Genomic DNA, 274 nt, shown 5'->3' with positions numbered 1-274 from the left:
TCCTGACCATGGCATTCGTCATGGCGGGGACGATCTTTGTCGGCTTCTTCCAGGCGCATCTGCGTGGGATGTCGAGCTTCAACTCGCCGCTGATCGTCCATGCCCATGCGGTTGTGTTCATGGGTTGGGTCGTCATCTACCTGACGCAGAACTGGCTGGCGACGCGCGGGCCGCTCGCGCTGCACCGGCAATTGGGCTGGATCGCGGCGGGCTGGCTGATCCTGATGATCGTCCTCGGCACAGCGGTGACGATCTTCGATATTCGCCGCGGCCA

At 62.8% G+C, this 274-nt stretch carries 1 protein-coding gene; it reads left to right on the top strand.

The window, feature by feature from the left end; genetic code table 11:
• The coding region (locus ACZ3GY_RS23935) for a hypothetical protein (protein ID WP_465912219.1) at positions 1 to 274 on the top strand (274 nt) is incomplete at both ends.

The organism is Pseudomonas sp. PME37.24/006 (genome assembly GCF_055556635.1).
The sequence above is the reverse complement of the archived record's forward strand: the minus strand, read 5'-3'. Positions and strand labels throughout refer to the sequence as shown.